The sequence below is a fragment of the Stenotrophomonas sp. YJH_SMC_122 genome (assembly GCF_059369535.1).
Window position 1 is genome coordinate 89,811 of sequence record NZ_JCAFST010000002.1, and the last position, 24,349, is coordinate 114,159.

Genomic DNA, 24,349 nt, shown 5'->3' on the forward strand with positions numbered 1-24,349 from the left:
GCACTTGAAGGCGGGATGTGCTTTTAATCGAAACAGTGCCCGCAACAGCTGTCGCAGAATGCGACAAGGAGCGAGAGGGTGTCCCAGCCGATTCTTCCCGAGCGCGTCGGCGGCGCGCGCCGTGCCTTCTTCGAGCGCGGTGCAGTGCCGGCTGGCGTGGTACCCGACGCCATCCTGCAGTCGTGGCGGCGCTGCCAGCGCCAGGGCCTATCGGTGGATGCACGGCCCGACGTGGCGCCGGTGCCCGAACCCTCCCTGCGCGAACTGCGCCAGCGCCGCGAGCGCCTGTGGCGGCTGGCCCGGCCCGAGCTGGAAGGCCTGGCCGGCTCGCTGGCCAGCAGTGATGGCATCGTGCTGCTCACCGATGAGGAAGGCTGGGTGCTGGATGCCGAGGGCAGCAACAGCTTCCTGGACCGTGCCGGCCAGGTCGCGCTGATGCCCGGCGTGCGCTGGGACGAAGGCACCGTCGGCACCAATGCCATCGGCACCGCCATCGTCGAAGGCCGCGCCCTGCAGGTACGCGGCGGCGAGCATTTCTTCGCCCCGCACGGCATCCTCACCTGCTCGGCCACACCGATCTTCGATCCCTTCGGCCAGCGCGTGGGCGTGCTCGACATTTCCGGTGACGCGCGCCACGCCCATCTGCATGCGCTGGCGCTGGGTCGCCAGGCCGTGGACCAGATCGAGCACCGTTACTTTGCCGACGGACTGGACGACTGCGAACTGCTGCACCTGCATGCCCAGCCGTTGCTGCTGGGCAGCCCGCGCGAAGCGCTGCTCGGCTTCCGCAACGGCCGCCTGGTGGCTGCCAACCGCGTTGGCCTGGGGCTGTTCGGGCTGGACCGGCACGACATCGGCCACGCCTCCTACGAGGCCCTGTTCGACCAGCCACTCGCGCGGCTGCACGACGACGGCATGCTGCTGGACCGGCAGGGACGCGCGCTGTACGGCCACAGTGAAAGCAAGCGCCGCGCACGCGCCGGCAGCGTCGTGCCCGCACGCGCTCCGCGCGTGGTCCCCGTGGCTCCCGTGCCGGCGGCGCCCGGCACGGTGCTGGCCACGCCGGTGCAGCAGCAGTTGCACCGGGCCGTGCGCGTGCTCGATGCCGGCCTGCCGGTGCTGGTGCAGGGGGAGACGGGCACCGGCAAGGAAGTATTCGCACGCGAGCTGCACCGCCGCAGTACGCGCGCCGGCCAGCCGCTGGTGGCGGTGAACTGCGCGGCCCTGCCAGAGGGGCTGATCGAAGCGGAGTTGTTCGGCTACGAGGAAGGGGCCTTCACCGGCGCGCGCCGGCAGGGCAGTACCGGCCTGCTGAGGCAGGCCCAGGGGGGTGTGCTGTTCCTCGATGAGATCGGCGACATGCCGTTGGCCCTGCAGCCGCGACTGCTGCGCGTACTGCAGGAACGCGAACTGTCACCGCTCGGCGGTGGCCGTCCGGTAAAGCTGGACTTCGCCCTCGTCTGCGCCAGCCACCGCGACCTGCAGCAGGCCGTGGCCGACGGACGCTTCCGCGCGGACCTGTACTACCGCATCGCCGATCATGTGGTGCACCTGCCCACCCTGCGCGAACTGGACGAGCGCGGCGCCCTGCTGCAGGCGCTGTGGGCACCGATGGCCCAAGGCCGCGTACTGCAGGCCGAGGTGCTGGAGCTGCTGCAACGGCAGCGCTGGCCGGGCAACCTGCGGCAGCTGCAGGCCTGCCTGCGCACCCTGGTGGCGTTGAGCGACCCCGGCGAGCCGATCACTGCAGCACACCTGCCGGCGGACCTGATGAGCACGCCGCTGTCGCCGCAGGTGACGGCCGCAGACAGCGCCTGCGCTGTCCGCGGTGGGCTGCGCGATATCGCCGAGGAGGTGATGCGTCAGGCCCTGCAGGCCGCCGACGGCAACATCTCCGCGGCGGCCAAGCAGCTGGGCATCAGCCGCAGCACGCTGTACCGGCGCCTGGGCCGGCCCGCCACGCGCTGAGCGCGCGCGACGGTGCCCGACGCTGCCCGGTGCAACGCCGCAGCGGCCTCAGCCGGCCAGCACTGCGGCCTCGCGGGCCAGGCGTTCGATGGCATCCCAGTCCCGGGTCTGCAGCAGCGCCGGGGTGGTCAGCCACGAACCGCCCACGCACAGCACGTTGGGCAGGTGCAGGAACTGTGGTGCGGTCTGCACGCTGATCCCGCCCGTCGGGCAGAAGCGGACATCGGCGAACGGCCCGTGCCAGGCCGACAGCAGCGCGGCGCCGCCAGCCTGCACGGCAGGGAAGAATTTGAACGTATCCAGGCCGTGCTCCAGACCCAGGATCAATTCCGACCCGGTGGCCACGCCCGGCAGGTAGGGCAGGTCGGCATCGCGGGCGGCTGCATACAGGGCCGGCGTAGCGCCGGGCGACACGGCGAAACGCGCGCCCGCCTCCCGGGCCGCCTGCATCTGCGCGGGCTTGAGGACGGTGCCGGCACCGACCACGGCATCGGGTACCGCCTCCCGCATCGCCCGGATGGCGTCCATCGCCTGCGGCGTGCGCAGCGTGACTTCGATTACCGGCAGGCCACCACGGAACAGCGCCTGTGCGACCTGCACGGCCTCCTCCACCGAGCCGGGGGTATACACCGGAATCACCGGTGCCAGTTTCAGCACCGCGCGCACGCGCGGATCAGCGGCGGACATCGAATCGCTCCTCGCCCATCAGGGCCAGCACGTCAGCTTCGCTGACAGGATTGAAATCACCGGGGATGGAATGCTTCAGGGCCCCGGCGGCCAGGCCGAAGCGCACAGTGGCGTCGGCATCAAGGCCGGACAGGATGCCATGCAGGATGCCGGCCGCGAAGGCATCGCCACCGCCGATGCGATCGACGATGCCCTGCAGCTGGCGCACGGGCGCCTGCGCGCGTGTTCCGTCGCGGCCCAGCAACAGTGCACCCATCGCATGGTGGTCGACGCTGATCACCTGCCGCTGCGTGCACGCCATCCACTGCAGCTGTGGAAACGCTGCGAACGCAGCGACGGCGGCGGCCTCGACGCGGGCGACCGGCTCCTGTTGCGTGAACGGCCGGTCCAGCACCACCTCCATGTCACGGTGGTCGGCGAAGACGATGTCGGCCTGGGCGAACAGCTCGTGCAGCACGGCCTGGGCGTCACCACCCCAGCGCTGCCAGAGCCTGGGGCGGAAGTTGCCGTCAAAGGAAACACGAACCCCGGCCTGCCGCGCCGCGCGTGCGGCATCCAGCGTCGCTGCGGCGACCTCCGGCCCCAGTGCCGGGCTGACCCCGGACAGGTGCAGCCAGTGCGCGCCCTGCAGCAACGCCGGCCAGTCATGGTCGCCCGCAGTGCTGCGCGCGAACGCCGAGTCCGCGCGGTCATAGACCACTTCGCTGGCACGCTGGACCGCCCCGGTGGTGAGGAAATACAGCCCCATCCGAGCGCCCGGCACCTCGTGAACGTGGCGGGTGTCCACGCCGTGCCGGCGCAGTTCTGCCAGCGCGTGGGCACCGAGCGGGTTGCCTGCGACCGCGCCGACCATCGAGACCTGGTGTCCCAGCCGGGACAGCGAGACACCCACGTTGGCTTCCGCTCCGCCCACGTGCACCTGCAACTGCGGAGACTGCAGCAGCAGCTCGCGGGCGGGCGCACCCAGGCGCAGCAGCAGCTCCCCGAAACACACGATACGACCCATCTCCGCTCCTTCGTGCTTGCCGCCAGCGTGGGACACTGCGCGGCATGGTTGTGGACCACGTGGGGGTGTGGCGTTGACTAGCGGTGTCATTCTAGACCGAAGTTGCGCTGCGGATGCTCGGTTCGCATGTCGAAACCATTGTCCTGCAAGCGTCTTGGAGACATTGCGGATCTGTTGCGCTGCAAGATGCCCGATTCGAGGCGTGCTGTTAACGTCGGCTTTGACCAGCGGTGTCATTCCGCTGCACAGCCGCGATACCAGACCTTTGGGAGAGGGGAAAGGCATGCAATCTCGGATCCATGGAAAAAAGACACCGGTTACCTTGCTGGCAATGGGCGTGGCGCTGGCCCTGTCCACCACGGCGGCTGCCCAGCAGCAGGCCGCCACCGATCTGGACACGGTCACCGTCACCGGCTACCGCGCCAGCGTTGAAAAGGCGCTGGACATCAAGCGCGGCGAAGCCGGCGTGGTCGACGCCATTGTTGCCGAGGACATCGGCAAGTTCCCCGACCTGAATCTGGCCGAATCACTGCAGCGCATCCCGGGCGTGGTCATCACCCGCGAGGCCGGCGAAGGCCGCAACATCTCCGTGCGCGGCCTGGGCCCGGATTTCACCCGCGTGCGCATCAACGGCATGGAGGCGCTGACCACCGTCGGCGCCGGTGACCAGAGCGGTGGCACCAACCGCGGCCGTGGCTTCGACTTCAATGTGTTCGCCTCGGACCTGTTCTCGCAGCTGCTGGTGCGCAAGACCGCCTCGGCCGACGTTGAAGAAGGCTCGCTGGGTGCCACGGTCGATCTGCGTACCGCGCGGCCGTTCGACTATGAGGGCTTCACCTTCGCCGCCAGTGGCCAGGCCAGCTACAACGCCATGGCCGAGAAGGCCGACCCGCGGATCGCGGCGCTGGTATCCAATACCTTCGCCGATGGCACCTTCGGCGCCCTGCTTTCGGTGGCCTACTCCGAGCGCCAGGCGCTGGAGGAAGGCTCCAACACCGGGCGCTGGGCCAACGGCCCGAGCAACGGCAATTTCGCGGCCTCTTCGCCGTTCGCCGCAGCGCGTGGTGCCAACGTGTTCCATCCGCGTTTCCCGCGCTACGTGCAGATGGAGCATGAGCAGAAGCGCCTGGGCGTGACCGGCTCGCTGCAGTGGAAACCCGGCGATGCCACTGAAATCTCGCTCGACGCGCTGTACTCGAAGATCGATGCCACCCGCGATGAAAACTACATCGAGGCGATCTCCTTCAGCCGCGGCACCAGCAGCACGCCGCGCCTGGTCGGCAAGCCGGCCATGGTGGTCCGCAACGGCGTGATCGAGAACAACGCCCTGGTCCAGGGCGAGTTCGACAATGTCGACATCCGTTCCGAAAGCCGCCATGACGAATGGAGTACCGAGTTCAAGCAGATCGCACTGAACGGCCAGCATCGCTTCGGAGATGATTTCACCCTGTCCGGCAAGATCGGCATCTCGCGCTCCAGGCATGAGAACCCCGTGCAGACCACGGTGATCATGGACAAGTATGACGTCGATGGTTACAGCTACGACTATCGTGGCAACAACCGCGCGCCGGTCCTCAACTATGGCATCGACCCGACCAACCCCAACGGCTGGGAGCTGGCGGAAATCCGCCTGCGGCCGCAGTACGTGGACAATGACTTCGATACCGGCCAGATCGACTTCAACTGGAATCTCGGCCCGGGCTTCCGCCTGAAGGGCGGCGTGCTGGCCAAGGACTACACGTTCAGCACCACCGAGCTGCGCCGTGCCAGCGAGCTGGCCGTACCCGGCTTTGCCGATGGCACGAAGGTCGTGCCGGCGGGCATGACCACGCCCGCAGGGCTGAAGGGCATCAACGGCAGCCCCGCCAGCTGGGTCGTCCCCGACCTCGGGGCGATTGCCGAGCAGTTCGACATCTACAGCAACAGCGGCAGCTTCGCGGTGGCGCCGCGTGCCAACAATGTGCGCAGCGTGGAAGAAAAGGACCGCGGTGCCTACTTGATGGGCGAGTTCTCCACCGAACTGGGCAGCCTGCCCCTGTCGGGCAACGTGGGCGTGCGGTACGTGCGCACCAAGCAGTCCTCCACCGGCCTGTCCACGCTGGCCAACGGCACGGTGCAGACCACGGCCAACCGCACCTATGACGACACCCTGCCCTCGTTCAACCTGGTGGCGGAAGTCACGCCGGATTTCCTGATCCGGCTCGGCGCGGCCAAGGTGATGAGCCGGCCGGGACTGGGCAGCCTGACGCCCGGTGCGACCGTGGCTGTGGCCGGCGGCGCGCGCACCATCTCCAGCGGCAATCCTGACCTGGATCCGATCCGCGCGACCAATGTCGATCTCGGCTTCGAATGGTACTTCGCCGAGGGCGCGATGGCCGGCATCGGCCTGTTCTACAAGGATATCGAGAGCTTCATCCAGACCACCCGCGAAGTGCGTCCCTACAGCGACAGCGGCCTGCCCGCCTCGCTGCTGGAAGGCACCGGAGCCTCGGCCAGCGATGACTTCACCTACAGCAAGCCGGTCAACACGCCCGGTGGCGAACTGCACGGCGTGGAAGCCAACTACACGCAGCCTTTCACCTTCCTGCCCGGCAAGTGGGCCAACCTCGGCATACAGCTGAACTACACCTGGGTGGAATCGAAGATCCAGTACCTCAACTCGGCAGGCCAGCCGGTCATGAAGACCGATCTCACCGGTCTGTCGAAGTCATCGTGGAACGCGACGCTGTTCTACGAAGGGGAGCGGTTTGCCGGCCGCATCTCGGCGACCAACCGCGATGACTACCTGACCCAGGCCCCTGGCCAGGAGACCGGCTTCAATCTGGATGGCTATCACGGCATGACCGGCACCACGGTGTTCGATGCCTCCGTCCGCTACAAGATCAGCGACCAGCTGGAACTGAGCCTGGAAGGCATCAACCTGACCAACGAGGCGTCCGACGAGTGGGTCTACTCGCCGCTGACCGGCCGACTGCCGTTGCAGTACACCGAAACCGGCCGCCAGTTCCTGCTGGGCGTGCGCTACAAGTTCTGAGCAACGCCGGCGGCGCGTGCCGATACGCGCCGCGGTTCGCCATGACCGCTGCTGCGCCGCAAGGTGCCGCTGCGGCGTGGCCTTGCTACGGTCCGGCGGCCCGCCGCCGGCCGTCGCCCCGCCGCCGGCCGTCGCCCGTTGAAAGGAAATGTCTCCATGCCGCACCGCACGACCGTGTTCCGCTGCCTGCTGCTGGCAGTCGCCCTGGCCGCAGGCCCCGCGACGGCCGCCGCCGATGTCCCCACCCTGCTCTTCCATGTGGATGCCAATCACGGCCTGCAGGCCGTGACCGCTCACGGTGAGGCCGTAGCGAACTTTCGCGACAAGGTGGCGGTGGTCGACGACGGCAAGCATGGCAAGGCCATCCAATGGGAAGACGACGGCGTGCTTGCCTGGGATGCGCCGGGCAACATCCTGGCCCAGCGCGGCACGCTGGCCTTCGACTGGCGTTCACGCTACGCGGTGGGTGAAGCGCCGTTCGTGATCTTCCGCGTCGGCTACGCCGACCACAGCAGCTGGGACATGGCCTGGCTGCGCATCGACTGGAACGGGCACGGCTTCGATGCCTTCGTAACCGATGCCAACCTGGCACGCACCCGCGTGTCGTTCCGCATGGATGCACTGCCGCGTCCCGACCAGTGGTTGCACCTGGCCTTCGCCTGGGACGAGGACCAGGGCGTGCGCCTGTTCATCGATGGCCGCGAAGTCGCGCGCGCGCAGGCCACCGGCGATTACGATGCCGCGCTGGACCAGCTTGGCCTGGCCGGTCGGGTGATGGCGCCGTACCAGGTGCAGAGCCGCTACAACTTCCTGCGTGGCAGCGATTTCCAGCACATCCGGGTCTACGACCGCATGCTGGATGTGCCAGCGGTGGCAGCGCTGGCTCGCGGGCGCGAACCGGCCAGCGCCGTGGGGGTTGCCGATGGCACGCGCGCCTGGCGCCACCGCTTCGGCTGGGATGGGGCTGCCCCCCCAGCGGTGGCGGCGGGCGGCACCCGCATCCGCAAGATCGAATTTGCCGACACCCGTGACCTGAAGGCGTGGATGTGGAAGGCCACCGATGGCATCGCCGAAACCACCTGGCCGGGCGTCTACAACCGCTCGCGCCTGCCCGGCCGCAATGACTACTTCCAGCTTCCGGACTGGAACACCTATGTGGAAGGCGGCCAGCACCTGGACCTGACCCTGCCGGCCACAGAAACGGTGAACCGGGTGGAGATCCGTGGTGCGGCCTTCGGCACCCTCTCCCACGGGCCCGACGCCGAACATGCCACCGACGTGCTGGTCACGCGCCCGCGCGGCGTGGTGCGCAGCGTCGACAACATTGCCGCGCAGCGCGGCGGCGTGCTGCGTTTCAGCAACGTCGAGCAGGAAACACCGATCCAGGAAATCTGGGCCTACCACGTGAGCGAGGGCGGCGAGCCGGAAGGCACGGTGAAGCAGACCTACATCATCGACAGCCACGCGCTGCCCGACTACACCAACCTGGACGCATTGCGCCGCTACATCGATGGACGTTTCCCGGCCGCCGAACGCAGCACGGTGATGGCGCTGCCGAAGGGCGCCGGTTCCCGCCGCCGGGATGCCGGCACCCTGCCTGCGCATCCGCGGCCCATCGTGCACGTGCTGATCCCTTCCGGGGTGGGCGATGCACCCGCCAACCAGCCGCTGATCCGCAGCTGGGCCTACAGCTGGGAGAACATGCACGACGGCCTGGACGGCGTGGCCATCGACCTTCCCGCGCTCAACCTGCCGCCCACCCACGATGGGCTGATCCCGCTGAACATCCGCATCAAGGATCCGATCTGGCCGGCGCGCGACATGATCGACGTATCGGTGTCGGTGCCACCAGGGCAGAAACGCACGCTGTGGCTGGACCTGCGCGATCGCATCCTCACCCCGGACAGCCTGTGGCTGAGCATCGCCTCGGCCGCACCGCGCTTCGATGCCGATGCCCTCGACGGTGCGCAGGTCCGGCTGGTGTTCAAGCCGCGCGCCGAGGCACTGAAGGAGCACGTGGCCGACCGCTTCAACCAGGTCCGCGACAACTGGGGCTTCCTGGTGGAAGAGCACACCACGTCCAAGCGCCAACGCCTGTACGCGCGCGTGTATGCGGACCTGAGCGACCTGCTGCGGGTGGATCCGGACCATGAACTCGGCCGCCTGTACTGGAACTACATCAGCTACAACAGCCAGGGCCGCCCGCCCTACACGGCGCCTGCCGTGCCCAGGGGCGTGCCGGCGTGGGCATTCAACCAGGTGCAGGACCTGGCGCAGGTGCGGCAGTTCGTCGACTGGTGGATCGATGAACGGCAGGTGGCCTACGGGGATTTCGGCGGTGGCATCTCCGACGATTCCGACCTGACCCAGCAGTGGCCGGGGCTGGCCCTGATGGGTGTGCAGCCGGATCGATTGAACGCCTCGCTGACCGCGCTGTCCGATGCGGTGTACCGCAATGGCATGTTCAGCAACGGCTTGAGCACCATCGAGACCGACGAGCTGCATTCCTATGAGGAAGGCATCAACACCAACAGCGCCATGCTCTACCTCAACTGGGGCGACCCGCTGACGCTGGAACGCCTGATGGAAACGGTGAAGGCCTTCGACGAGCGCATCATCCTGCGCAACCCGCAGGGCCACCTGCTGTTTTCCAGCAACTGGTTCGGTGGCAACAAGGTCTACCGCGAACCGAACTGGCAGTGGCAGAAGCCGTATTCTTTCCCGGTGCTGCACCCGGCGTTCCTGCTGGGCCAGTACAACGCCGATCCCACCGGCCGCGCGCTGGTGATCGGCCTGGCCGATGGCTATCTGGCCCACGCAGGCAAGGACGACAAGGGAGGCTTCACCCTGCCCAACGAGATCAACTGGGCCAGCGGTGCCACCCGCGGCGGCGAGTTGAACAACGGCTCCGGCAGCGGCGACACGATGCACACATTCTGGGCGGCGTGGCGCTGGAGCGGCGATGCGAAGTACCTGCAGGCACTGGACTACCGCGTGGCCCGTGGCGGCCCGGGCGCACTGGCCAACCTGGGCGAGAACGTCGTGGACGTACTGGGCCGGCAACAGGACTGGTACCCGCTGCTGCGCGCCGAGGCCGACGCGGGAAAAACCGGTTTCGCCAGCCTGATGGCGTGGCAGGCCAGCGGCGACAGGTCATACATCGCCGCCCTGCATGCCGACGGCCTGCAGGCGAAAGTGCAGCGCGCATACATGAACACCGAGGGCCACTGGTGGTCCGACCGCGTGGAAGCGCCCAGTGAATTCCTGCAGCGCGCACGCCTGGGTGGCATTGCGCTGAAGCGCAACCAGAGTTGGCCCGGCCATACCGTCAGCTGGCGCTTCGACCGCGAGGGAGCGGCCGAACAGGTCGCCCTGCTGGTGCATGCGCCGTCGCGTGAACGTTTCACCGTTACCAGCTACAACCTGGGCACGCGCACCATCGGCGCCGACATGACCGGCTGGAACGTGGCCAGCGGGACCTGGCGGATACGCAGCGGCGTGGATGCCGATGGCGATGGCCACATCGACGGCACGCCCGCCGAACGCCGCGTGCAGCTGGAAACCAGCGCTTCGGTAGCGCTGCAGTTCCGTCCCGGGCGTACCGAGGTGTTCGAGTTCGAACGCGTGTCCGAGGGAACACCGGTGGAAACACGGCCGGACCTGGGCGTGGGTCGCGGCGACGTACGCATCGACGGCAGCCAGCTGCAGGTGACCGTGCACAGCCTGGGGCATGTCGGCACCGGCATGGGCGTAGCAATGCTGGAAGACGCGCGCGGTCGCGAGATCGCCCGCACGGACGTGCCGGCGCTGGGGGCACCCAGTGACCTGCAGCCGAAGACCGTGCAGGTCTGGTTGCCATTGCCGGCCGGCGACCGCAGCGGCCTGCGCGTGCGCGTGGCGCTGGCCGACGGTGGCGAGGAAGTGACCCGGCTCAACAACGTGGTCGGCGTGCCACGATGATGCCTGCATTACGCCCGGCTTGATCCGGCGCGGGTCAGGACGCCTCGGTCTCCAGCCGCTTCATCCGGCGCTGGTACCAGCCATCATCCAACGGCTCGAACACCGCGCTGCGTTCCATCACGCCCTCGTAGACGTGCAGCGACACGGCCACGTCTGCGTCGCTGGCGTTGCACAGCGTGTGGTACTCGTGCGGCGGAATCAGGCTGCCGGCGCTACCGCGGTGGCCGTACAGCGTGGGCTGGGCGGCAAAGCGATGACGTTCGCCATCCTGTTCAATCAGCGCATAGGGAGTGACGATCAGTTCGCCCTGCCAGACACCTTCCACGCACCACATGGCATCGTGGTCATGCAGGGGCGTGCCCTGGCCTGGGCCCCAGCACATGGCGATGACGCTGTAGCCCAGGGTCGGGCTGCGGTGCAGTTCACGGCGTGCGTAATGCCCTTCGACCGGGCGCCGCACGCAGGGGGGCAGCTGGATGGACGGATCGACGATGGCCTCGCGCAGCACCCGCTGCAGCGCACCGGTGATGGCCTCCGGCGTACCCAGCATCACCGCGGCATCGATCGCAGCGAACAGCCGTTCCCGGCCGGTGAATGACGGTGGCAAGGACATCGTTCCCATGTCCCGACTCTAGCCGAGAGGGGTTAACAGAATGTTTGCACCGCGGTGTCATCACTGCGTACCGCGCTGCACGAACGGTACTTTCGCGTACAGCGCACGTTCGCCGGCACGAGGATCGTCCACCACGCCGCTCTGGCGATCGAACAGCATGGTCTGCCGCCGGGGCAGCGCGTAGGGTGGCCATTGCGGCATTCCGCGATGATTGGGGTCGCCGTTGCGCGCGAAGGCGATCAGTGCGTCGCTCATTGCCGCCGCCAGCGTATGCGCATCCGCGCCGCCACCGGTGCGTGCGCCGGGCAGGCCGGCGTTGTCGAACACCAGTGGGATGTCCAGCGTGTGGAAGGCGCGCAGCCGGCCTTGCTCCACCGGTGAGCCCCAGTCCAGCTGGTAGGCCCAGGTGGGCGCGGCCCCACTGGGCTGGCGCGCACGCGCTTCCAGTTCCTCCACTGCGCCGCGCCAGGAACGGCCTGCGGTAGTGGCTGCGAAGAACACCTCCGAAGGCGTGTAATGCGGGTACAGGCGCCGATACTCGGCGATCACCGTCTGCGGCAGCAGATCCACGAACTGCTGGCGTTGCAGCTGTGCCGGCAGCGTCTCCCAGGTCAAGGTGAAGTTGGCCGGATCGTTGCCGAGGAAGGCGCGGGTCTCGTCGCGCGTATTGCCGATCACCATCGGAATGCTGGCCGACTGCCGCGGTGCCTGCGGCCAGAACGGATGCACCGGAAGGGAGACTTCGTCCAGTACCGGCCCGAAGTACAGCGATGTGCTTTCCACCCGCGATGGATCGCGGGCACGGGTGGCTGCAAGCAGATCGGCGGCCGGGAGCCGCAGCAGGGCAGACAGGTCCTTTGCACCCACTGCCTCCATTGCAATGGCGGCGCGCTGTGCGGCGGCACGCGGGCCGGCCGCGGTGACCTGCTGCCCGCTCATTGTCCACGCGCGCTGGAACAGGCCGCGTGCCGCAGGCATCGCCATCAGCGTGGCGATCTTGGCGCCGCCCCCGGACTGGCCGAACACGGTGATGTTTCCAGCGTCACCGCCGAAGATCGCCGCGTGTTCGCGTACCCACTGCAGCGCCTGTACCAGGTCGAGCTGGCCGACATTCCCCGACGCGGCGTAGCGTGCGTCGCCAAGTGCGCCCAGGTACAGGTAACCGAAGGTGTTCAGCCGATGATTGAGGGTCACCACCACCACATCGCCGCGGCGGCACAGCGCACTGCCGTCGTACAGCGGATCGCTGCCGGAGCCGTTGTTGAACCCACCCCCGTGCATGTAGACCAGCACCGGGCGGCGGCCGCCATCCCCCAGTGCGGGGGTCCAGACATTGAGGAACAGGCAGTCTTCGCTGCCGGGGCCTTCCGCGCCGCCCTGCGGTGCGGCCGCGCCATAGTCCAGTGCGTCGGCGATCCCGTTCCATGCCGCTTCCCGGCGTGGTGGCTGGAAGCGATGGGTGCCGGTATCGGCGCCGTAGCGCACGCCGCGGAATACCAGCACGCCTTGTTCATGCTGGCCGCGCACGCGCCCCCCGCGCACGCGGACGATCGGCAGGCGTTCGTCGCGTGCACCGGGCAACGCCGCTGCCGGCAGTGCCACCAGCGTGGCCGTGGCCAACGCCCAGCGCGCGCTGTCGCGCAGGAAACGGCGGCGCTGCAGATCGTCGGGTGCTCCCGTCATCGGCTGCCCTCCGCACCCTTTCCTGCTGTCAGCCATGCCTGTGCCAGCGCTGGCCACTGCGCCAGGGTGGAGCCGGGCTGCAGGCGCATGCCGAAGCCGTGGCCACCATGGGCGAACACATGCAGTTCGTGCTCGACACCTGCCCTGGCCAGCGCCTGCGCCATCACCTCGCTGTTGTGCACGCTGACCACGCGATCGTCGTTGGCATGGATCAGCATGGTCGGTGGCATGTCCGCGCGCACGTGCTCCTGCACCGAGTACTGGGCCGCCAATGCGGGGTCAGGGTGCTCGCCCAGCAATCGCCCGCGCGAACCGCTGTGCGCATGCGCGCCCATGTCGATGACCGGGTAGACCAGCACCGCCCGTGCCGGGCGCGCGCTCAGCTGATCGATCGCATCGCGTGCGGGATAGACCGGAGCATCGAAGCCGGTGGCCAGCCGCGCAGCCACGTGGCCGCCGGCGGAAAAGCCCATGACCGCCACATTGTCAGCCTCCAGGCCGCGGCGTGCGGCCTGGTCGCGCATGACCCGCAGCGCACGCTGGGCATCGGCCAGCGCCGCCTGGCGGTCCCTGCCCGGCTGCGGCAGGCGGTAGCGAAGCACGAACAGGGTGAAGCCTGCCCGCTGCACCCAGTCCGGCACCAGCGCGCTGCCCTCCTTGTCGATTACCACCCGCTGGTAGCCGCCGCCCGGAATGACCAGCACCGCCTGCCCGTTCGGACGTGGCGGCGCGTGCACGATCATGTATGGCGCATCGATCCCGTCCACGAACCGGTCCGGATGGGCCGGATCGGGGCTGCGCTCAACCACCCGCGCCTTCCGTGCCGGAGCGCTCTGGCCAGGTACCTGGCCGTCCGGCCACAGCGGCAGGCGTTCGCCCGCCACCTCCCCGGCAAGCCGCTGGCCGTCGCGCAGCGGGACGTCGGCGGCACGTGCCGGGGCAAGCGTCAACAGAACGCACAGGAACAGCACAAGAGGGGGCAGACGCATGGCGGACCGGGCTCCAGCGAAGGGTGGGCAGCGTGCCGCAAGCGCCCCGGAAGCGGGTGTGATGCGCTGCGGCTTGCGCGATGACACCGGTTTACCATATACACCTCCTGCAGACGCTGTCGATGGGCAGTGCAACAACGCAGAGGGAGACCGTTCTTGAGCAACGAACACGGCACACAGGGGCAGAGGCCGGCGCCGGACGGTGCAGCCGCCATCGCCCGCGCCTTCACCGATGCACGCCGCGCAGGCAAGGCCCTGCCCGCGTTCCCCGGAGAGATCCCCGTCGATCTGGTGGCTGCCTACCACGTGCAGGACCAGGCCATCGGTCTGTGGAGCGATACGGTGGTCGGCTGGAAGGTGGGTTACATCGCTGCCGAGCGTCGCGACGGCTCCGGCGATGAGCGCCTGCTGGGGCCGATCTTCAAACGTCAGCTCTGGAATGATACCGGTGGAACAAGCGACATCCCGGTCTTCGTCGGGGGCTTCGGCGCAGTCGAAGCAGAGTACGTGCTGGAGCTGTTGGAGGACGCGCCGGCCGGACAGCTGCACTGGTCCCCGGAACAGGCCGAAGCGCTGCCTGCGCGCCTCTACATCGGCGTGGAAGTGGCCAGCAGTCCGCTCGCCACCATCAACGAACTCGGTCCGCGCGTGGTGGTGGCCGACTTTGGCAACAACAACGGCCTGGTGCTGGGCCCGGAGATCGTCGACTGGACCGCACGCGACGAAAACTCGCTGCGTGCCGAGACACTGATCGAAGGTGAGGTGGTCGGCACCGGTGGCGCCACCCGCCTGCCCGGTGGCCTGCGGGCGGCCTATGCCTTTGCGCTGTCCCGTTCGGCCCTGCGTGGCCGGCCGCTGCGCAAGGGCGACCTGATCGCCACCGGCAATGCCACCGGCATCCACGATATCGAGGCAGGACAAACGGCGCTGGTGCGCTTTGCCGGCTTCGGTGACATTGCCTGCCGGGCCGTGCCCGCGGGATGACCGCGGGGCTGCCCTGGTGAACACGCGCGGGAGGGCGCAGATGATCACACGACGTAACTTCCTGGCCGGTGGCGCTGCTGCCCTGGCCACCCCGATGCTCGCCGCCTGTGGCCGCGGGCCGGGCAGCGATCTGGCCGGTGGCGCGCTGTTGACCGCCACCGACGTGCATGTGGCCGACTACCCTACCGTCACCGCGGTGAAGTGGATCGGCGAAACGCTGCAGCGCGAAACCAACGGCCGCCTGCGCCTGCGCCAGTACCACTCCGGCCAGCTGGGCCGCGAATCCGAGGCGATCGACATGGCGCGCTTCGGTGCCATCGATATCACCCGCGTCTATGCCGGTGCGCTGAACAATGCCTTTCCGCTGACCCAGGCGCTGTGCCTGCCCTACGTGTTCACGTCGGTGGCGCACCAGCGTGCCGCGTTGGATGACGGCGTGGCCGAAGCCGTGCTGCGCGGCTTCCAGGGCCGCGGCCTGGTCGGCCTGGCGATCTACGATTCCGGTGCACGCTGCTTCTACAACACCAAGCACCCCATCGTTTCGCCCAAGGACCTGCACGGCCTGAAGCTGCGCGTCGCCTCATCGGACATCTTCATCCAGCTGATGCGCCTGCTCGGCGCCAACCCGACGCCGATGTCGCTGGGCGACACGTTCTCCGGCATGGAAACCCACATGATCGACGGCGCCGAGAACAACATGCGCAGCTTCCATTCCAGCCGCCATTTCGAAGCGGCGCACTACTGGTCGCAGAGCGACCATTCGTACGCGCCGGACGTGTTGCTGATGTCGCGTGCCAGCTTCGAACGCCTGTCGCCTGACGACCGCCAGCTGCTGCTGCAGACCGCGCGCGCATCGGTGAAGGTGATGCGCGAGCAGTGGGATGCGTCGGAGGACGCCGCACGCCGCGCCGTGCTGGCCTATGGGGTGAAAGCCAACGAGGTGGACATGCCCGCCTTCCGCACCGCCGCCCAGCCGCTGCTGCAGCAGTACCTGCAGCAGCCGGAGATCGCCGCGCTGGTCGACCGCATCCGCGCCGCCTGAGGACACTGCCATGACCGAGACGACGACGCCCGCCACCGGGCCTGGCCAGCGCCTGCTGGACCGCATCGCCGACATCGCCATCTACGGCGCCGTTGCTGCCCTGCTGGGGCTGGTGGTGGTGCAGGGCTGGCAGGTGTTCGCGCGCTACGTGATCAACGATTCGCCCAGCTGGACCGAGCCGGTCACGCTGCTGCTGCTGGCCACGGCGATGAGCCTGGGTGCCGCCTGCGGTGTGCACACCAACCGCCACTTCGGCTTCTTCCTGCTGCACGCCTGCATGGGCCCCGGCCTGCGCCGTGCGGTGGACGTGCTGGTGCAGCTGGTTGTGGCGGTGCTGGGAGGCTTCATCGCCTTCTGGTCGGGTGATCTGCTGCTCGACGGCCTGGACATCAAGACCGCCGGCGCCGATCTGCCGCAGAGCATCAACTACCTGCCACTGGCGGTGGGCGGCGGGCTGATGCTGCTGTTCGCGCTGAACCGTGCGTGGAACGCGCTGCAGGCCCGCGCCACCGGCGCCGAAGACGCTGAAGGAGATCGTTGATCCATGGGTATCACCATCCTGTTCTCCGTGTTTGCCGTGTTGCTGCTGCTCGGCGTGCCGGTGGCTTACGCGCTGGCCGCAGCCGCGCTGGCCACCCTGCTCTACCTGGATATTCCCAGCATCGTGCTGGTGCAGCAGATCTCGGCCGGTACCGGCTCGGCCTCGCTGATCGCCATTCCGTTGTTCATCTTCGCGGGCGAGATCATGATGCGCGGCGGCATCTCGGAGCGCCTGATCGCCCTGGCCTCGTCGCTGGTTGGCCGTTTGCGCGGTGGCCTCGGCCAGGTCTCGATCCTGTCCTCGCTGTTCTTCGGCGGCGTGTCCGGCTCGGCCATCGCCGATGTCTCGGCGGTGGGCGGCACGATGATCCCGCAGATGGTCAAGCGCGGCTATGACCGCGACTTCGCGGTGAACGTCAGCATCACCGCCGCGCTGGTGGCGCTGCTGGTGCCGCCGTCGCACAACCTGATCCTGTTCTCGGCCGCTGCTGGCGGGGGCCTGTCCATCGCCGACCTGTTCGCCGCCGGCATTGTCCCCGCGCTGCTGATGACGCTGGCGCTGATGGTCACCGGCTATGCGGTGGCGCGCCGCCGCGGCTATGGCGTGGAGGTCTTTCCCGGCTGGCGCGCCGTGGCCCTGCGCATCGTCTCCGCCCTGCCCGGCTTGGGCCTGGTCGCGCTGATCTTCATCGGCATCCGTGCCGGCATCTTCACCGCGGTGGAAAGCGCAGCCATCGCTGTGGTCTACGCCTTGCTGGTGACCACCGTGCTGTACCGGCAACTGCGCTGGCGCGAATTCTTCGACACCGTCATCCATGCCGCGCGCAGCACGGGCGTGATCCTGTTCGTGATTGCCACCGCCGCCGTGTTTGGCTGGCTGCTGGCCTACCTGCAGGTGCCCGCGGCCGCCGTCGAGTTCCTGCAGTCGTTCGCGCACAGCCAGTTCATGGTGCTGCTGATGATCGTGGTGATGCTGCTGTTGCTGGGCACCTTCATGGACCTGGCGCCGATGATCCTGATCTGCACGCCGATCTTCCTGCCGGTGGCCCGCGCCTACGGCATCGATCCGATCCACTTCGGCCTGGTGCTGGTGCTCACCGGTGGCCTGGGTCTGGTCACGCCCCCGGTAGGCTCGGTGCTGTTCATCGGCACGGCCATCGGCAAGATCAGCGTGGGCCAGAGCATGCGCACCATCTGGCCGTTCTGGTTCGCCGCGCTCGCCGTGCTGCTGGTCGTGGCCTTCTTCCCCTCACTGTCGCTGTGGCTGCCCGCCGCGCTGCGCGGCTGAGCCACAAGGAGACTGCCATGCGTGCACTGCGTATCGCCGCCACCGTCACTCTGCTCGTGCTGTTGCTGCCGGCACGGCCTGTACCCGCGGCGGAGACCGCGCGCGCCCCGGCGCAGTGGGCGCGGGGGCTGGAACACCAGCGCCAGGCGGACCGTGGCGATGGCACGTTCCTCAATCCGGTGCTGGCCGGCGACCATCCGGATCCCTCGGTGCTCAAGGACGGAGACGATTACTACCTCACGCTGTCGTCGTTCGACGCTTATCCCGGCCTGCCGATCTGGCACTCGCGCGACCTGGTGAACTGGCAGCCGCTGGGCCATGCGATCACCCGCAACGTGGGGGCGATCTGGGCGCCGGACATCGTCAAGCACCGGGGGCGCTACTTCATCTACTTCCCGGCCCGCACCGGCGAGCGCCGCAGCAACTTCGTGGTCTGGGCCGATGACATCAAGGGCCCGTGGAGCGCGCCGATCGACATCGGCCTGGGCGGCTACATCGATCCCGGCCATGCAGTGGGTGAAGACGGCAAGCGCTACCTGTTCCTCAGTGGCGGTGATTACGTGCAGCTGGCCGACGACGGGTTGAGCGTGGTCGGCACGCCGAAACACGTCTATGACGGCTGGCGCTACCCGCAGGACTGGGACGTTGAGGCCTACGCGCAGGAAGGCCCGAAGATCCACGTCCGCGACGGCTGGTACTACATGACCACGGCAGTGGGTGGCACCGCCGGTCCGCCGACCGGGCACATGGTGATCACGGCGCGCTCGCGTTCGATCCACGGACCATGGCAGAACGCGCCCAACAACCCGATCACGCGCACGCAGTCGGCGGCCGAGCCCTGGTGGTCACGCGGCCACGCGACGGTGATCGAAGGGACCGATGGACGCTGGTGGATGATGTACCACGGGTACGAGAACGGCTTCTGGACGCTGGGTCGGCAGGCCCTGCTCGAACCGATCGAATGGACCGCTGACGGCTGGTTCCGGGCCAACGGCGGCGACCTCGGCCAGCCACTGCGCAAGCCGGCAGGACAGGCGCTGTCGCCTCATGGCATGGCGCTGTCGGATGATTTCCGCGGCAGCACGCTTGGCCCACAGTGGGCGTTCTTCAACCCGGCGCAGGACGAGTACCGCCGGCTGGGTTTCAGTGGCAACGGCCTGGTCCTGCAGGGCAAGGGCAGCACGCCGCGCGATGCCTCGCCGCTGACCACCATCGCCGGCGACCGGGCCTACCAGTTCGAGGTGGAGATGGAGATCGCCCCCGGTGCCGTGGGTGGCGCGCTGCTGTTCTACAGCGACCGGCTGTACGTGGGCGTGGGCAGCAACGGCGAGTCGTTCATCATGCATCGCTACGGCGAGGAGCGCCCTGCCAGGCCGGCGCCGGGCCGCGGCGGCCGGCTGTGGTTGCGGGTGACCAACAACCGCCACATCGTCACCTTCCACTCCAGCACCGACGGGCACACTTGGCAGAAGTATCCGGTTCAGATGGAAGTGTCCGGATACCATCACAATGTCGCGGGCAGGTTCCTGGCGCTGAAGCCGGCGCTGTATGCGGCCGGCGACGGTGCGGTAACCTTCCGCAACTTCCGCTACCGCGCGCTGGACTGAGCGCGGAGCCGGAATCCCCAGACTTACCGGGTTCAAAACATGTCAGTGCGCAACAAGAACGATGCCGCTACGCCGGCATTGGCGAAGGGCAAGGTAGCCACCATCAACGACATCGCGCGACTGTCGGGTGTATCCAAGAAAACGGTTTCAAGAATCATCAACAACTCGCCACTGGTGCGCAAGGACACGCGCGACAAGGTGGAAGCGCTGATGCGTGAAGTGGGCTATACGCCCGATCCACTGGCCCGCGGGCTGGCGTTCCGCCGCTCCTTCCTGATCGGCATGGTCTACGACAACCCCACCGCGCAGTACATCGTGGACATGCAGTACGGCGCGCTGGATGCATTGCGTGGATCCAGCTTCGAGCTGGTGGTGCATCCCTGTGATAGCCGCAGCCCCGGCTACATCGAAGGCGTGCGTCGCTTCGTGCAGCAGCAGAAGCTGCACGGCGTGATCCTGGTGCCGCGTGCCTCGGAAGACCAGGCGCTGGCGGACATGCTGGATGAGATCGGCTGCCGGTTTACCCGCGTGGCAGCGCTGCCGCTGGACGAAAGCTCGCAGATGGTGGTCACCCATGACCGCGATGGTGCGGCCGAAGCCGCCGACTACCTGCTCTCGCTCGGCCACCGTGACATTGCACTGGTGACCGGTCCCAGCGCCTACCGTTCGGCCCATGAACGTACCGCCGGCTTCATCGACGCACTGTTGCAACGCGGTATCGAACTGCCGAAGGACCGCATCATCGAGGCCGGCTACACCTTCGAATCCGGTGTAGCCGCTGCCGAGAAACTGCTGCTGGGCAAGCGCCGCCCGACCGCCATCTTCACCGGCAACGATGAAATGGCTGCCGGTATCTACAAGGTGGCGCTGCGCGCGGGCATCAACATTCCGCGCCAGCTGTCCATCGTCGGCTATGACGACAGCCCGCTGGCCTCGCGCCTGTGGCCCTCGCTGACCTCGGTGCGCCGGCACACGCGCGATACCGGGCGCACCGCCGCGGCGATGCTGATCCAGCCCGAAGGCCAGGCCGCGCTGCCCATTGCCAGCGTGCGGCCGCATCTGATCGTCCGCGATTCCTGCCAGCCGCCGGAGGATTGATCCCCCAGGGATCAATCCTGCAGGTCATGACCTCTGGTCGTAACACGCCCCTGCCCCATCCACCCGATCCACCGCGCCTGCGGGCCATCCCGGCATCGTGCGACGCAAAATGACACCGGTTTCCTGTCTGGCTAGAATCGACCGTGAACCGCGCCGGGGCCGACCCGTCGGCCCGCCCCCCGCTCTGGAGACGCCATGTACAGCAAGACCCATTACGCCACCCATCCCGATGCCATCCACGGTGCCAGCAACGACCAGCTGCGTGACCTGTACCTGCTCGATGGCCTGTTCAACGCCGGTGCGGTGACCCTCAAGTACACCCACTACGAGCGCTTCGTGATTGGTGGCGCCGCCCCGGTGGACGCACCGCTTGCGCTGCCGACCCAGACCGAACCCGCTTCGGCCGCAGGCCACCCATTCCTGGAGCGCCGGGAACTGGGCGTGATCAACGTCGGCAGCGGCACCGGTACGGTCACCGTGGATGGCACCGTCTACACGCTGGGTCCGAAGGACGGTCTGTACGTGGCCATGGGCAGCAAGGAGGTCGTATTCGCCTCGCAGGACGCCGCCAACCCCGCCCAGTTCTATCTGGCCTCGACCCCGGCCCATGCCCGCTTCGAAACCAGGCAGCTGTCCATCAAGGACGCCGTTGCACTGGACCGCGGCGCGCTGGAAACCAGCAACGAGCGCACCATCTACCAGTACATCGTGCCGGCCACCTGCCAGTCCTCGCAGCTGCTGCTGGGCCTGACCGTGCTAAAGCCGGGCAGCGTGTGGAACACCATGCCGCCGCACCTGCACGACCGTCGCAGCGAGGTCTACTTCTACTTCGACCTGGGCGACAGCGACCGCGTCTACCACTTCATGGGCGAACCGGACGCGCAGCGCCACATCGTGATCCAGAACAACGAAGCGGTCGTGTCGCCGCCGTGGTCGATCCACATGGGTGCCGGTACCAGCAACTACGCCTTCATCTGGGCGATGGGTGGCGAGAACCTGGACTACACCGACATGCACGTGCTGGACATCTGCCAGCTCAAGTAAGCCCGCCTGGCCGCCGCGCACCGTGTGCCGGCGGCCGTAGCGCTGACCCCGCTCGCCCCAATCAAGGAACGCATACGCAATGGCTAATCCCTTCAGCCTGGAAGGCAAGGTCGCTCTGGTAACCGGTGGCAACACCGGTCTGGGCCAGGGCATCGCCGTGGCACTGGCCGCCGCTGGCGCCGACGTCGCCGTGGCCGGCATCGCCCCGCCCACCGACACCATCGAAAAGATCACCGCGCTGGGCCGCCGCTGCCTGGCCATCGAAGCCAACCTGATCAGCATCGAGCCGGTGGCGCGCGTGGTCCGCGAGACCATCGAAGGGCTGGGCGGGTTGGACATCCTGGTCAACAACGCCGGCCTGATCCGACGCGCCGATGCGGTGGACTTCAGCGAGCAGGACTGGGACGACGTGATGAACGTCAACCTCAAGTCCGCGTTCTTCATTTCGCAGGCCGCCGGCCGCCACTTCATCGAACAGGGCCACGGCAAGATCATCAACATCGCTTCGATGCTGTCCTTCCAGGGCGGTATCCGCGTGCCGTCGTACACCGCCAGCAAGAGCGGCATCGCCGGGATCACCCGGCTGCTGGCCAACGAGTGGGCGGGCAAGGGCATCAACATCAATGCCATCGCCCCGGGCTACATGGCTACCGACAATACCGCCCAGCTGCGCGCCGATGAAGCGCGCAACAAGGCGATCCTGGAGCGCATCCCGGCCGGCCGCTGGGGTACGCCGGATGACCTGGCCGGTGCGGCCGTGTTCCTGGCCTCGTCCGCGTCGGATTACATCAACGGTGCCGTGCTGCCGGTCGATGGTGGCTGGCTGGCGCGCTGACGGCAAGGCGACGAACGGTGGGTGCGGACCTTGGTCCGCACCGCTTTCCCAAAGCAGCCGAGCACGGCTCGGCTCTACAAGGGCCTGGTCATGCGCAAGCTGTTGCTGCTGTCGCTGCTGTCGCTGCTGTCGCTGCTGTCGCTGCTGTCGTGCACCACCGCACAGGCGGCGCCAGTGCGGGTCTTCATTGCCGGCGACTCCACTGCGGCCGCATACGGCCCCGAGCGCGCGCCGCAGGCCGGCTGGGGCCAGGCGCTGCAGAGCTACCTGGACCCGGCGCGCCTGGAGGTGCACAACCACGCCAAGGGCGGGCGCAGCACGCGCAGTTTCATCGAAGAAGGGCGCCTGGATGCCATCGCCGCCGAGCTGCGCCAAGGCGACGTGCTGCTGATCCAGTTCGGCCACAACGATGCGAAGTTCGAAGACCGCACGCGTTATACCGACCCGGACAGCGACTATCCGCGCCTGCTGATGCGCTACGTACAGGTCGCGCGCGGAAAGGGCGCCACGCCGGTGCTGGTCACGCCGGTGGCGCGGCTGCTGTACGACTTCGGTTCACTGCTGGACACGCATGGCCGCTACACACAGTCGATGAAGGCGCTGGCCGCGCGCGAGCAGATTGCGCTGATCGATCTGAATGATCGCAGCATGCGCTGGATCCGCGCGCTGGGTGAGGAGGGCGCGCGACCCTACTTCCTGTTCGTGCCCGAACAGAACAAGGCCGACGGCACCCATTTCAGCGTGGCCGGCGCCCATGCGGTGGCCTGCCTGGTATTGCGCGAGGCGGTGCCGCTGCTACCCGCGCTGCAGCCGACGCTGGTGCGGGACATCGACTGCGACGTGATGGATGCAGGGCAGGGCGCCGGTGCGACGGGACATTCGCAGGTCGTGCACGAAGGCACGATTGCGCGCATGCAGCCCGGCCCGCACGGCGGCGGCGGGCCCACCACCGCGTATCCGTTCTTTGCCGGCGCGGCGGACCTGCCCTTCGTGCTGCGCAAGCGCGTGCTGCACAAGGGCGCGGGTATCGGCCTGCATCCGCAGCACAAGGATGAGATCTACTACATCGTCAGTGGGCAGGGCAGCTACGTGCTGGACGGCAGGCAGTACGACGTGCACGCCGGGCACGCGCTGCTGACCCGCAAGGGCAGCCGCCATGCGCTGCAGCAGGTGGGTGACGAGGACCTGGTGCTGCTGCTGGCGTACCCGCGCTGATCCTGTAGAGCCGAGCCTGCGCTCGGCTGTCTTGCATCCGGTTGATCGCAGCCGAGCATGGGCTCGGCTCTACGGGCTGCTACAGCCGCTCTGCACCGAAGTGCAGCAGGCCCAGCCGGGCAAGGTCTTCCGGGCGTTCGAAATAGGCTTCCTCGAACGCCTCCAGCGCCTGCTGTTCGTCTTCGCTCATCGCGTCGTACAGGTCGGTCAGTTCCTTGATCGCCGGGTCGTTTTCCAGCCGATCCAGCAGCCCGCGCATGCCGGCCAGGATCGCGTGGGTCTGCGTCGCGCCCATCGCCTGCAGCGCGCGCAGCGCCAGCTGGCAGGTCGGGTCGCCCCAGTTGCACAGGAACTGCATGAAGCCGCCGTTGTTGATGTCCGCTTCCATGCGCCACAGCGCCACCAGTTGCTGGTCCTCATCGGACAGCGCATCCAGCGTCCATCCGGCGTCCTTCAGCCGCGCCATCGCCGCGTCGTAGCGGTCTTCCCAGACCTGGTTGAGGATATCGACCACGCCCGCCTCGCGTGCCGGCAGCAGTGCCGGCCAGTTCACGCCCAGGCCATCGGCGGTGGCGACCCACTGCGCGCGTTGCCCGGCATCGGCTTCGAACAGCGCGGGTGCCCAGCGCAGCGGCTGTCGGGTGCGCCGGCCATCGGCCAGGGCCAGCAGGATGAAGTCGTCGTCGAAAGCGACGCCGGTCACGCGCAGGGCGGCAAACACATCGGTCATGCCGTGCAGGATACCCGCAGGCCAGC

The 24,349-nt window shown here is 68.0% G+C and carries 18 protein-coding genes; 12 read left to right on the forward strand and 6 right to left on the reverse strand.

The window, feature by feature from the left end; translation table 11 throughout:
* The first annotated feature begins 78 nt into the window (after positions 1–78).
* Positions 79–1,968, forward strand: a complete 1,890-nt coding sequence (locus AC5P66_RS03975) for a sigma-54-dependent Fis family transcriptional regulator (protein WP_049413388.1) — start codon at positions 79–81, stop codon at positions 1,966–1,968.
* A 48-nt stretch (positions 1,969–2,016) separates the two neighbouring features.
* On the opposite strand, the gene eda is transcribed toward AC5P66_RS03975, so the two are convergent.
* The gene (eda, locus tag AC5P66_RS03980; RefSeq protein ID WP_099495970.1) at positions 2,017–2,655 is read right to left on the reverse strand and encodes a bifunctional 4-hydroxy-2-oxoglutarate aldolase/2-dehydro-3-deoxy-phosphogluconate aldolase; all 639 of its coding nucleotides are present in this window, start codon (positions 2,653–2,655) and stop codon (positions 2,017–2,019) included.
* Complete coding sequence (locus tag AC5P66_RS03985; protein WP_099495971.1) at positions 2,642–3,661, reverse strand: sugar kinase; 1,020 nt, start codon at positions 3,659–3,661, stop codon at positions 2,642–2,644. Before AC5P66_RS03985 ends, eda begins: the two co-directional genes overlap by 14 nt.
* A gap of 283 nt (positions 3,662–3,944) precedes the next feature.
* Here AC5P66_RS03985 and AC5P66_RS03990 point away from each other — a divergent pair, with 283 nt between their 5' ends.
* Positions 3,945–6,695 carry a TonB-dependent receptor gene (locus AC5P66_RS03990; protein WP_099495972.1) on the forward strand — a complete coding sequence of 917 codons (2,751 nt, stop codon included), beginning with the start codon at positions 3,945–3,947 and terminating at the stop codon, positions 6,693–6,695.
* Positions 6,696–6,851: 156 nt separating this feature from the next.
* Positions 6,852–10,655: a LamG-like jellyroll fold domain-containing protein gene (locus AC5P66_RS03995; protein ID WP_495216090.1), complete on the forward strand. Its 3,804-nt coding sequence runs from the start codon at positions 6,852–6,854 to the stop codon at positions 10,653–10,655.
* Between the two features lie 34 nt (positions 10,656–10,689).
* Here AC5P66_RS03995 and AC5P66_RS04000 read toward each other — a convergent pair whose 3' ends face one another.
* Genes AC5P66_RS04000 through AC5P66_RS04010 form a run of 3 tightly spaced genes read right to left on the reverse strand, consistent with a single transcriptional unit; the run spans position 10,690 to position 13,922 of the window.
* A complete protein-coding gene (locus AC5P66_RS04000) occupies positions 10,690–11,277 on the reverse strand; it encodes a cysteine dioxygenase family protein (RefSeq protein WP_005421147.1) in 588 nt (195 codons plus the stop codon).
* A gap of 51 nt (positions 11,278–11,328) precedes the next feature.
* Complete coding sequence (locus AC5P66_RS04005) at positions 11,329–12,951, reverse strand: carboxylesterase/lipase family protein (RefSeq protein WP_164284315.1); 1,623 nt, start codon at positions 12,949–12,951, stop codon at positions 11,329–11,331.
* On the reverse strand, positions 12,948–13,922 hold the full coding sequence (locus AC5P66_RS04010; protein WP_495216114.1) for an alpha/beta hydrolase: 975 nt from the start codon (positions 13,920–13,922) through the stop codon (positions 12,948–12,950). The genes AC5P66_RS04005 and AC5P66_RS04010 overlap by 4 nt, the downstream gene beginning before the upstream one ends.
* Before the next feature lie 174 nt (positions 13,923–14,096).
* Between AC5P66_RS04010 and AC5P66_RS04015 the strand changes: the two genes are divergently transcribed.
* From AC5P66_RS04015 to AC5P66_RS04055, 9 genes are all read left to right on the forward strand, one after another.
* Positions 14,097–14,924 carry a 2-keto-4-pentenoate hydratase gene (locus tag AC5P66_RS04015; protein WP_049438643.1) on the forward strand — a complete coding sequence of 276 codons (828 nt, stop codon included), beginning with the start codon at positions 14,097–14,099 and terminating at the stop codon, positions 14,922–14,924.
* Positions 14,925–14,964: 40 nt separating this feature from the next.
* Positions 14,965–15,966, forward strand: coding sequence for a TRAP transporter substrate-binding protein (locus AC5P66_RS04020; RefSeq protein ID WP_049413376.1), 1,002 nt, complete (start codon positions 14,965–14,967; stop codon positions 15,964–15,966).
* Between the two features lie 10 nt (positions 15,967–15,976).
* Entirely contained in the window at positions 15,977–16,507 is a 531-nt protein-coding gene (locus AC5P66_RS04025; protein WP_005421135.1) for a TRAP transporter small permease, read from the forward strand.
* Between the two features lie 3 nt (positions 16,508–16,510).
* Positions 16,511–17,794, forward strand: a complete 1,284-nt coding sequence (locus tag AC5P66_RS04030) for a TRAP transporter large permease (protein WP_005421133.1) — start codon at positions 16,511–16,513, stop codon at positions 17,792–17,794.
* A gap of 17 nt (positions 17,795–17,811) precedes the next feature.
* Positions 17,812–19,401: a family 43 glycosylhydrolase gene (locus AC5P66_RS04035; RefSeq protein ID WP_478483696.1), complete on the forward strand. Its 1,590-nt coding sequence runs from the start codon at positions 17,812–17,814 to the stop codon at positions 19,399–19,401.
* A 39-nt stretch (positions 19,402–19,440) separates the two neighbouring features.
* Entirely contained in the window at positions 19,441–20,499 is a 1,059-nt protein-coding gene (locus AC5P66_RS04040) for a LacI family DNA-binding transcriptional regulator (protein ID WP_005421130.1), read from the forward strand.
* Positions 20,500–20,694: 195 nt separating this feature from the next.
* Positions 20,695–21,543, forward strand: coding sequence for a 5-dehydro-4-deoxy-D-glucuronate isomerase (gene kduI, locus AC5P66_RS04045; protein WP_049416190.1), 849 nt, complete (start codon positions 20,695–20,697; stop codon positions 21,541–21,543).
* A 79-nt stretch (positions 21,544–21,622) separates the two neighbouring features.
* Positions 21,623–22,378, forward strand: a complete 756-nt coding sequence (kduD, locus tag AC5P66_RS04050; protein WP_005421125.1) for a 2-dehydro-3-deoxy-D-gluconate 5-dehydrogenase KduD — start codon at positions 21,623–21,625, stop codon at positions 22,376–22,378.
* Between the two features lie 90 nt (positions 22,379–22,468).
* The gene (locus AC5P66_RS04055; protein ID WP_495216091.1) at positions 22,469–23,593 is read left to right on the forward strand and encodes a GDSL-type esterase/lipase family protein; all 1,125 of its coding nucleotides are present in this window, start codon (positions 22,469–22,471) and stop codon (positions 23,591–23,593) included.
* Positions 23,594–23,672: 79 nt separating this feature from the next.
* On the opposite strand, the gene AC5P66_RS04060 is transcribed toward AC5P66_RS04055, so the two are convergent.
* Positions 23,673–24,323, reverse strand: a complete 651-nt coding sequence (locus tag AC5P66_RS04060; RefSeq protein ID WP_111097226.1) for a DMP19 family protein — start codon at positions 24,321–24,323, stop codon at positions 23,673–23,675.
* Between the last annotated feature and the right edge of the window lie 26 nt (positions 24,324–24,349).